The organism is Streptomyces sp. NPDC043854 (genome assembly GCF_056436005.1).
Map to the genome: position 1 here is coordinate 102,561 of NZ_JBWKDK010000027.1, position 9,372 is coordinate 111,932.

General features: G+C 74.3%; 8 protein-coding genes. 1 reads left to right on the forward strand and 7 read right to left on the reverse strand.

Features of this window, described 5'->3' with window-relative positions:
• Positions 1-24: 24 nt before the first annotated feature.
• The 6 genes from AC068A_RS23905 to pdhA all read right to left on the reverse strand — a co-directional run bounded on the left by AC068A_RS23905 (position 25) and on the right by pdhA (position 7,529).
• Positions 25-1,746 (reverse strand): serine/threonine-protein kinase, encoded by a 1,722-nt coding sequence (locus tag AC068A_RS23905; RefSeq protein WP_478587983.1) that lies wholly within the window; start codon positions 1,744-1,746, stop codon positions 25-27.
• An 86-nt stretch (positions 1,747-1,832) separates the two neighbouring features.
• Complete coding sequence (locus AC068A_RS23910; protein WP_478587985.1) at positions 1,833-2,603, reverse strand: hypothetical protein; 771 nt, start codon at positions 2,601-2,603, stop codon at positions 1,833-1,835.
• A 138-nt stretch (positions 2,604-2,741) separates the two neighbouring features.
• A complete protein-coding gene (locus AC068A_RS23915; RefSeq protein WP_478587987.1) occupies positions 2,742-3,680 on the reverse strand; it encodes a GNAT family N-acetyltransferase in 939 nt (312 codons plus the stop codon).
• A gap of 174 nt (positions 3,681-3,854) precedes the next feature.
• Positions 3,855-5,303, reverse strand: coding sequence for a dihydrolipoamide acetyltransferase family protein (locus tag AC068A_RS23920; protein WP_478587995.1), 1,449 nt, complete (start codon positions 5,301-5,303; stop codon positions 3,855-3,857).
• A 31-nt stretch (positions 5,304-5,334) separates the two neighbouring features.
• A complete protein-coding gene (locus AC068A_RS23925; protein ID WP_478587988.1) occupies positions 5,335-6,315 on the reverse strand; it encodes an alpha-ketoacid dehydrogenase subunit beta in 981 nt (326 codons plus the stop codon).
• Entirely contained in the window at positions 6,315-7,529 is a 1,215-nt protein-coding gene (pdhA, locus tag AC068A_RS23930) for a pyruvate dehydrogenase (acetyl-transferring) E1 component subunit alpha (protein WP_478587990.1), read from the reverse strand. The genes AC068A_RS23925 and pdhA overlap by 1 nt, the downstream gene beginning before the upstream one ends.
• A gap of 324 nt (positions 7,530-7,853) precedes the next feature.
• On the opposite strand from pdhA, the gene AC068A_RS23935 reads away from it, so the two are divergent.
• The gene (locus tag AC068A_RS23935) at positions 7,854-8,519 is read left to right on the forward strand and encodes a response regulator (RefSeq protein WP_478587991.1); all 666 of its coding nucleotides are present in this window, start codon (positions 7,854-7,856) and stop codon (positions 8,517-8,519) included.
• A 108-nt stretch (positions 8,520-8,627) separates the two neighbouring features.
• On the opposite strand, the gene AC068A_RS23940 is transcribed toward AC068A_RS23935, so the two are convergent.
• Positions 8,628-9,251 carry a hypothetical protein gene (locus tag AC068A_RS23940; protein ID WP_478587993.1) on the reverse strand — a complete coding sequence of 208 codons (624 nt, stop codon included), beginning with the start codon at positions 9,249-9,251 and terminating at the stop codon, positions 8,628-8,630.
• Between the last annotated feature and the right edge of the window lie 121 nt (positions 9,252-9,372).

Genomic DNA, 9,372 nt, shown 5'->3' on the forward strand with positions numbered 1-9,372 from the left:
CGCCGGTGCCGCGTTTCCGGCCCGTCAGTGGCCGGACGCGGCGAAGGTGTCCACCGCCGTGTCGAAGATGCCGCGGGCCTCCCGGGAGCGGCCCACCGGGGCCGACACCCACACGTCGAACAGCGTCCCGTCCTGCTCCCAGGCGAGGTCGTACGTGTGCCGGGCACCCTCGGCTGCGGAGAAGCCGTCCCAGGTGAACTCCCAGAACGCGGCGGGCAGTCCGCGGTGCGTCGTCGCCGTGACCCGGTTGTCGCGGTACCCCTTGTTGTTCACCGGCCCCCGCTCGTCGGCGGCCACCATCGACCCCATGGCCCCGCCGGGCGGAACCGACCCGAACTTGATCCCGACCCGGACGGCCCCGTCCGCCGTGATGTAGAAGGTGCGCTCGCCGTCGGTCGAGCGGTTCGCCCCCTGGGGAACGGCCAGGCTGAACCCCCGCAGGTCCCGGACCTTCGTGTACCCGGCCGGAACGCCCCCGGACCGGGGCGTCGCCGGGGACTGCGGCACCGGTACGGACACCGACGCGTCCGGCGACGGCACCGCGGCGGAGGGCGAGGCGGAGGACGAGGGGGACGGCGGCGCGGGCGGAGCGGTCGACGGGGCCGCCGACCCCGACGGCCCGGGGGCTGCCGGTGCGGACGCGTCGGCCGGGGGCTTCGCCGTCCGGCCGTCGAGCAGCGTCACCGCCGTCGCCGCACCCGCGCAGGCTGCGACGGCCCCGGCCACGACCAGCGCCGCGCGCGCACCCCGCAGCCGCGGCCGGGGCCGGCCGTCCCGGTCCGCGGACCGCTCCCGGTCGATGCGGTGCTCCCGCCCGCCCGGGTCGTCAACGGGCTCCGGCGCGCGGTCCACCTGCTCGGTGGGCGTGTACGCGGCCCCCGCGGCGGAGGCCGCCGTCTCCTCGTCCGCCGGACCGCCACCGCCACCGCCTGCGCACGCGGCCAGCAGCCGCCGCGCCTCCGCGGCCCCCGTCCGCCGCTCCGGGTCCCGCTCCAGCAGGCCGCGGACCACCGGCAGGAGCGGCCCCAGCCGGGCCGTCGGCCGGATCTCCTCGTACACGACGGCGTGCAGGACGGCACCGAGCGAATCCCGGCGGAACGGCGACTCGCCCGCCACCGCCGCGCACAGCAGCGCGCCCAGCGACCACAGGTCCGACGCCGGGCTGCCGGGGGCGCCCTGCATCCGCTCCGGCGCCGAGTACTCGGGCGTGCCCGCGAACACCCCGGTCCCGCTGATCGTCGTCGTCCCGGGGAGGCTCGCGATGCCGAAGTCGGTCAGCACCACCCGGCCCGTGCCCGCCTCCAGCAGGACGTTCGCCGGCTTCACGTCCCGGTGCAGCACTCCGTGGGCGTGGCCTGCGGACAGGGCGCCGAGCAGGGCGAGCCCCACGCCGGCGGCCTCCCTCGGGGAGAACGTCCCGCCGGGGGCGGCCAGCCGGTCGGCGAGCGACCCGCCGTCGACCAGCTCCATCACGATGACGGGCTGCCCCTCGTGCTCGACCACGTCGTGCACCACGATCACGTGGGGATGCCGGATCTGCGCCACGGCCCGCGCCTCGCGCAGCGCGCCCGCCGGATCGGCCCCCGTGTCGAGGGACAGCGCCTTGACCGCGACCGAACGCCCGAGCAGCTCGTCGGTGGCCCGCCACACGACCCCCATGCCGCCCCGGCCGAGCCGCTCCTCCAGCCGGTAGCGCCCGGCAATCACCGTTCGGCCGCCGCTCTCCGGCCCGTCGTGCAGCGACACCCGCTCCCCCGCTCCCCGTTCGCAGACCACGCCATGATGCCGTACCCGGCCCACCACCACACCGGGGGACGCACTCTGACGGAGGCTCAGGGCAGCACCGCCCGGACCCCCGACCAGGCGTCCACGGCGCGGGCGGTGTCCGGGGCGCCGCCGAGGTGCGGCCGGACCAGGGCCATGCTGTTCAACAGGAGCTTGATGCGGCGCAGGTGGCGGATGCGGCGGCGCGGCAGGTCCCGCCAGGCCAGCCCCTCCGCGGCCGCCTGGGCCGGGGTCAGGTCGATCAGGTCCAGCAGCTCGCGGCACAGCCCGTCCGGGTCGCCGCCGAGGCCGGGGCCGGGGCCGAACTGCCGGATGAGGTAGGACCGTACGCCGGCCCGGTCGATCGCGTGGTCCAGCGGATGCCATCCGGCCCACGCGGCCGTGCGGTCCACCGCGGCCAGCGCGACCCGGCCCCAGCGCAGCCGCATCCCGTCGGGCAGCGCGTCGTCCTGCATCCCGGACACGCCGTGGGAGCGCAGGGTCAGCGGGTGCGGCTCGTCGGCCAGCGGCGGGTCGGTGGCCAGCCAGGCCTCCAGGTCGGCCAGGGCATGGCCGCCGGGCGGCACCGCCGTCAGCACCTGGCCGCGGGTCAGCAGCGCGGTCATGGCGCCCGTGAGGCGGACCCGTGCCGCCTGGCCCGCGCGGAGGGACGCCGCCCGGCGGCCGTGCCGCTCGATGCCCCGCAGCCCGAGGCGGGCGTCCCCGGCGGCGTACACCTGGCCGGTCCGGGCGACGCCCCCGATGCACCGGACGGTGCAGAGCCCGCCCGCGGCGTCGGCCTCCTCGACGGAGTAGACCTGCAACTCGGCGATGGACACCCGGCACGCCCCCCTTCAAGCCCGGAAGGCTACCTCCCCGCACCCCCCGCCCGCCGCTCGAGCCGCCGTTCCGGCCGGGCGCACCGCCCCGCATCCGGCCGGATCCCGAGCGGCGTCGCGCCGGCCGCCGTGCCCGTGTCAGTCACGCCCGGGGGCCTCCAGCACCAGGCGGATCTCGGAGACCTCGTAGCCCCCGCGGGCGAAGGCGGCGGCCATCGGGGCGTTGACGGTGTCCGTCGTCGCGGTGATCCGGTCGGCGCCGGCGGCGGCGTGGAAGCGGGTGATCTCGGCGAGGACCTCGTCGATCAGGCCCTTGCCGCGCTGCTCGGGTACGACGCCCAGGTAGCCGACGTTGCGGTGGTACGGGGTCGCCGACGGGACGGCCAGGCCGGCGAGCGTGCCGTCCGGCAGCTCGGCGAGGCGCCACCAGGAGCGCTCGCCCGGGCAGTCCCGGTAGAACTCCATGTCCTCGCGGGCCAGCTGCTCGGGGGTCTTCGCGCGCAGCTCGCCCTGTGTGGCCAGGTCGAGGCTGCCGGCGGAGACCCGGGCGAATGCGTCGAGGAACTCCTCGTCGGTGCCCTCCCGGAAGACCAGCCGCCCGGTCGGCGCGGCGGTCCCGGCGGCCGGGGTCCACTCGTAGCGCAGCCGCTCGATCTCACGGGTCAGGCCCGTCCGGTACGCGGCCTCCCGGCGCCAGGCGACCGCCTCGGCCAGGTCCGGTCGGGTGCACCAGTCCGCGGGGAGGGAGAGGTTGTAGAGGGGGAGGGCGCCGAAGGCCTCGTGTCCGGCGGCGAGCAGCCCGGCGGCGAGGGCGGCCGGGTCGGCGACCGAGGACCGGACCTGGAGGCAGTCCAGTGCGATGGGCCGTTCGCTGTCGGCGCGGCCCCACCACAGGGCGCGGGCCAGCACCTCTCCGTCCGCGTCTTCGGCGAACCAGGTCCACTCGGGGCGGAACCGGTGGGCGGCGAGCTCCTCGCGGACCTTTCCGGCGGGGAGGGCGGGGAGGGGGCCGTCGGCGGGGTGGGCGGCGGCGCGGTCGAGATCGGCGGGGTCTGCGGTGGCAGCACGAAAGATCATCTGTGGATGATCACACGGGGTGGCGCCCGCGGCGAGGGATTTCGGGTCCCGCGTCCGCCGGGCGGCACCCGCCGGGGCGGCACCTGCCGGGGACGGCCGATGGCCGGCCCCCTCAGGCGGGGGACCGGCCACGGACGGTGGAGCGGGTGGAGCGGGTGCTGCTGCCGCTGCCTGCTACGACCAGGTGATCAGGCGGCGCGGGTTCTCCAGCACGGCGGCGACGTCGGCCAGGAACTTGGAGCCGAGCTCGCCGTCGATCAGGCGGTGGTCGAAGGACAGCGCCAGGGTCGTGACGTGGCGCGGCTTCACCTTGCCCTTGTGGACCCACGGCTGGAGCTTGATCGCGCCGACCGCGAGGATCGCGGACTCGCCGGGGTTCAGGATGGGCGTGCCGGTGTCGACGCCGAAGACGCCGACGTTGGTGATGGTGAGGGTGCCGCCCTGCATGTCGGCCGGGGAGGTCTTGCCGTCGCGGGCCGTGGCGACCAGCTCGGACAGGGCCTGGGAGAGCTCCGGCAGCGTCTTGGCGTGGGCGTCCTTGATGTTCGGGACGATCAGGCCGCGCGGAGTGGCCGCCGCGATGCCCAGGTTGACGTAGTGCTTGAGCACGATCTCCTGGGCCGCCTCGTCCCAGGACGCGTTGACGTCCGGGTTGCGGCGGACGGCGACCAGGACCGCCTTGGCGATGAGCAGCAGCGGGTTGATCCGCAGCCCGGCCAGGTCGGGGTCGGCCTTGAGCTCCTGGACCAGCTTCATCGTCTTCGTGATGTCGAAGGTGATGAACTCGGTGACGTGCGGCGCGGTGAACGCCGAGCCGACCATGGCCTGGGCAGTGACCTTGCGGACGCCCTTGACCGGGATACGGGTCTCCCGGGCGCCCGGCGCGGCGGCGGCCGCCCGGGCGGGCACCTCGGCCGCGGCAGCGGCGGCGGCCGGAGCCGGGACGGCTGCCGGGGCCGGGGCAGCGGCCTGCGGGGCGAGCGCGGCCGCGGCTGCGGCGTGCACGTCCTCGCGGGTCACGATCCCGCCGTCCCCGGTGGGGACCACGGTGGCCAGGTCGATGCCGAGGTCCTTGGCGAGCTTGCGCACCGGCGGCTTGGCCAGCGGCCGGTCCCCGACGGTGTGCGCGGACCCGCTGCCGTTGAGGACGGGGGCCGGGGCGGCCACCGGAGCCGGAGCCGGAACCGGAGCGGCCACGGGTGCCGGCGCGGCGACCGGGGCCGCGGCAGCGGCGGCCGGGACGGCCTTGCGCGGGCGGCGCTTCGTCGAGGACTGGGCGACGCCGTAGCCGACCAGCACGGGCTGGCGTCCCTCGGGTGCGGCCTCCTCGGCCTCGGCCGGGGCGGCGGCCGGAGCCTGGGCGGCCGCGGCGGCCGGAGCCTCGGCGGGGGCCGCGGCCGCGTCGCCGGTCTGCACCGAGATGATCACCTGGCCGACGTCGACCGTGGTGCCCTCCTCGAACAGCAGCGCGTGCACGGTGCCGTCGAACGGGATCGGCAGCTCGACGGCCGCCTTCGCCGTCTCGACCTCGCAGACGACCTGCCCGTCGGTGACGGCGTCACCGGGCTGGACGTACCACTTGAGGATCTCGGCCTCGGTGAGGCCCTCGCCCACGTCGGGCATCTTGAATTCGCGGATGGTCACAGGGCTCTCCTCAGTACGCCAGCGAGCGGTCGACGGCGTCGAGCACCCTGTCCAGGCCCGGCAGGTACTCCTCCTCCAGGCGGGCCGGCGGATACGGCGCGTGGAAACCGCCCACGCGCAGCACCGGCGCCTCCAGGTGGTAGAAGCACCGCTCCGTGATGCGGGCGGCGATCTCGGAGCCCACGCCCAGGAACACCGGCGCCTCGTGGACGACGACGAGCCGGCGGGTCTTCTCCACGGAGGCCTGAATGCCGTCGAAGTCGACCGGGGACATCGAGCGCAGGTCGAGGACCTCCACCGACTTGCCCTCCTCGGCCGCCGCGGCCGCCGCCTCCAGGCAGACCTTCACCATGGGGCCGTACGCCGCCAGGGTGAGGTCCGCGCCCTCGCGCACGACCCGCGAGGTGTGCAGCGCGGTCGGGATGGCGTCGGTGTCGACCTCGCCCTTGTCCCAGTAGCGCCGCTTCGGCTCGAAGAAGATCACCGGGTCGTCGCTGAGAATGGCCTGCTGGAGCATCCAGTAGGCGTCGCTCGCGTTCGACGGGGAGACCACCTTCAGGCCCGCGACGTGCGCGAAGAGGGTCTCCGGGGACTCCGAGTGGTGCTCGACCGCGCCGATCGCGCCGCCGTACGGGATGCGCACGACGACCGGCATCTTGACCTTGCCGAGGGCCCGCGCGTGCATCTTCGCGAGCTGCGTGACGATCTGGTCGTACGCGGGGAAGACGAACCCGTCGAACTGGATCTCCACGACCGGCCGGTAGCCGCGCAGGGCCAGGCCGACCGCCGTGCCGACGATGCCGGACTCGGCCAGCGGGGTGTCGATGACCCGGTCCTCGCCGAAGTCCTTCTGCAGGCCGTCGGTGATCCGGAAGACACCGCCCAGCTTGCCGACGTCCTCACCCATGATCAGGACCTTGGGGTCCGTCTCCAGGGCCTTGCGCAGCGACTCGTTGAGCGCCTTCGCGATCGACATCTTCTCGACAGCCATCAGTGACCCTCCTCGAAGGAAGCGAGGTAGGCGGCGAACTGGGCGCGCTCCTCGTCGACGAGCGCGTGCCCGTCCGCGTAGACGTTCTCGAAGATCGCCATGGTGTCGGGGTCGGGCATGGCGCGCACGACCTCGCGCACCCGCTTGCCCAGGGCCTCGCTCTCGGCCTCCAGCTCCTCGAAGAAGGCCTCGTCGGCGCCGCCGACGGCCAGCAGGTGGGTCTTCAGACGCAGGATCGGGTCCTTCGCCTCCCAGGCCTGCGTCTCCTCGTCGCGCCGGTACTTCGTCGGGTCGTCGGAGGTGGTGTGCGCGCCCATGCGGTACGTGTACGCCTCGACCAGCGTCGGGCCCTCGCCGCGGCGCGCCCGCTCCAGGGCCCAGCGGGTGACCGCGAGGCAGGCCAGGACGTCGTTGCCGTCGACGCGGACGCCGGGGAAGCCGAAGCCCTGCGCGCGCTGGTACAGCGGGACGCGCATCTGGCGCTCGGTCGGCTCGGAGATCGCCCACTGGTTGTTCTGGCAGAAGAACACCACGGGGGCGTTGTAGACGGCCGAGAACGTGAAGGCCTCGGCGACGTCGCCCTGGCTGGACGCGCCGTCGCCGAAGTAGGCGATGACGGCGGAGTCGGCGCCGTCCTTGGCCACGCCCATCGCGTAACCGGTCGCGTGCAGCGTCTGCGAGCCGATGACGATCGTGTACAGGTGGAAGTTGTTGCTGTTGGGGTCCCAGCCGCCGTGGTTCACGCCGCGGAACATGCCGAGGAGGTTCGTCGGGTCGACCCCGCGGCACCAGGCGACGCCGTGCTCGCGGTAGGTCGGGAAGACGTAGTCGTCGTCGCGCAGGGCCCGGCCGGAGCCGATCTGGGCGGCCTCCTGGCCGAGCAGCGAGGCCCACAGGCCCAGCTCGCCCTGGCGCTGGAGGGCGGTCGCCTCGCCGTCGAAGCGGCGGGTCAGCACCATGTCGCGGTAGAGCGCGCGCAGGTCCTCCGTGGTGATGTCCTCCACGTAGGACAGGAACTCCGCGTTGTCAGGGTTTTCTGCAGCGCCGATCCGCTCCCCCTCGGGGGTCAGCAGCTGTACGAGCTGGGGCTCGGCGTTCTGCGCGGTGGCGACAGCCTTCGCTGCGGGGGCCTTGGAGGCGCTCGAAGCGCCTGCCGCCCGCTTGGTGCCGCTGCTGCGTCGCGGCTTGCGCGCGGCAGTGCTCTCCACGGTCACGTGTTGCTCCTCCGTCGGTCCGGCTCCCGGGTTCTCCGGGGTCCAGTGCGGCTCACCTGGATCCGTGTCCGCGCACGGGGTGGGTGCGGTCGGGCACGGGATTCAGGCGTGACAGGTGCCCCGGCGACAGTCCTGCGCAATCACGTTACCCAGTGCTGCGCATAACTGCGAAACCCTACTTGACCTGCGTTTTTGCTTGGATTTCCAAGTAAATCCGCAGAGCGGGGAACAAGCACTGGTCACAGCCTTGCAGGGGGCCGGAACAACGGCACGTTATCCCGGGTAACGACCTCAGGGAAGGGGTGAGTGTGTGAAACTGAGTTCGTGCGCGAAGACGGAAAAATCAAGGTATTCCTCCTGGACGACCACGAAGTGGTACGGCGCGGCGTGCATGAGCTCCTGTCGGTCGAAGAGGACATCGAGATCGTCGGAGAGGCCGGCACCGCCGCGGACGCCTTGGTCCGCATCCCCGCCACGCGCCCCGATGTGGCCGTCCTCGACGTGCGCCTGCCGGACGGCAGCGGAGTGGAGGTCTGCCGCGAGGTCCGCTCGCAGGACGAGGGCGTCCGGTGCCTGATGCTGACCTCGTTCGCCGACGACGAGGCCCTCTTCGACGCGATCATGGCCGGTGCCTCGGGCTACGTGCTCAAGGCCATCCGCGGCAACGAGCTGCTCGGCGCCGTACGGGACGTGGCGGCGGGCAAGTCGCTGCTGGACCCGGTGGCCACGGCGCGGGTGCTGGAGCGGCTGCGCAACGGCAGCGGCGGCCGCGGCGACGACGACCGCCTGGCCGGCCTGACCGAGCAGGAGCGCAGGATCCTCGACCTGATCGGCGAGGGCCTGACCAACCGGGCCATCGGCGAGCGGCTGCACCTGGCCGAGAAGACCATCAAGAACTACGTCTCCAGCCTGCTGTCCAAGCTGGGCATGGAGCGCCGCTCCCAGGCCGCCGCCTACGTGGCCCGCCTTCAGGCGCAGCGGCGCGCCTGACGGGCGGACGATGGCGGACGAGGGACGACAGGCGGACGACGGGCGACGGGCGGACGACGGGCATTCAATTCCGCGGAACCGGAGCTATTAGATCCAGTTCCGCGCGACTCAGTCCGATTCCTCCAGCGGATTCGGATCCGCGGGCCCCGACTGGCTCTTCGTGGGCGACGGCCCGCTGGACTTCGTCGGCGCCGGGCTCGACTTCGTCACCGAGGGCGACGGGCTGGCCTGCGACGGCGAGGACGAAGGGCTGGCGCTCTGCGAGTTCCGGGGACGGGACGGCGGTGCCGAGAACTCCTCCGACGGCCGCGAGGAATTCGGCGTCTCGGGCGACGGCGCGTTCTGCGACGCGGACGGGGCGCCCTGCTTCGCACTGGAGGAACTCTGGACGACCGCCGGACCGTTGTCGCCCTTGTTCTTGGCGCCCATCGAGTTGACGGCGTACGCCACCCCGCCGGCGATCGCGATGACCGCGAGGACGGCGAACAGCCACAGCTTCCAGCGGCCGCTGCCGCGGTCGTCGTACCGGTCGTAGGCGTCGTAGCCGTCGTAGCCGTCATAGCCGTCGCGGCCCCCGCCGTGGCCCGGGACGCGCCCGCGGGTGTCGTACCCGCCGCCGGGGAAGGCCGTGCCGTCCTCCGGGTTCAGCGGCGGCACCATCGGCTGCTGGAACTGCGAGGTCGCGGCGTGCGCGGCGTACTGCTGCGGGCCGCCGGCCTGGGCGACGGGCATCGCGGTGGTGGGGGGGGGGGGGGGGGGGGGGGGGAGGGGGGGGGGGGGGGGGGGGGGGGGTGGTGGGGGGGGAGGGGGGCCAGGGGGGGGGGGGGGGGGGGGGTGGGGGGGGCGGGGGGGA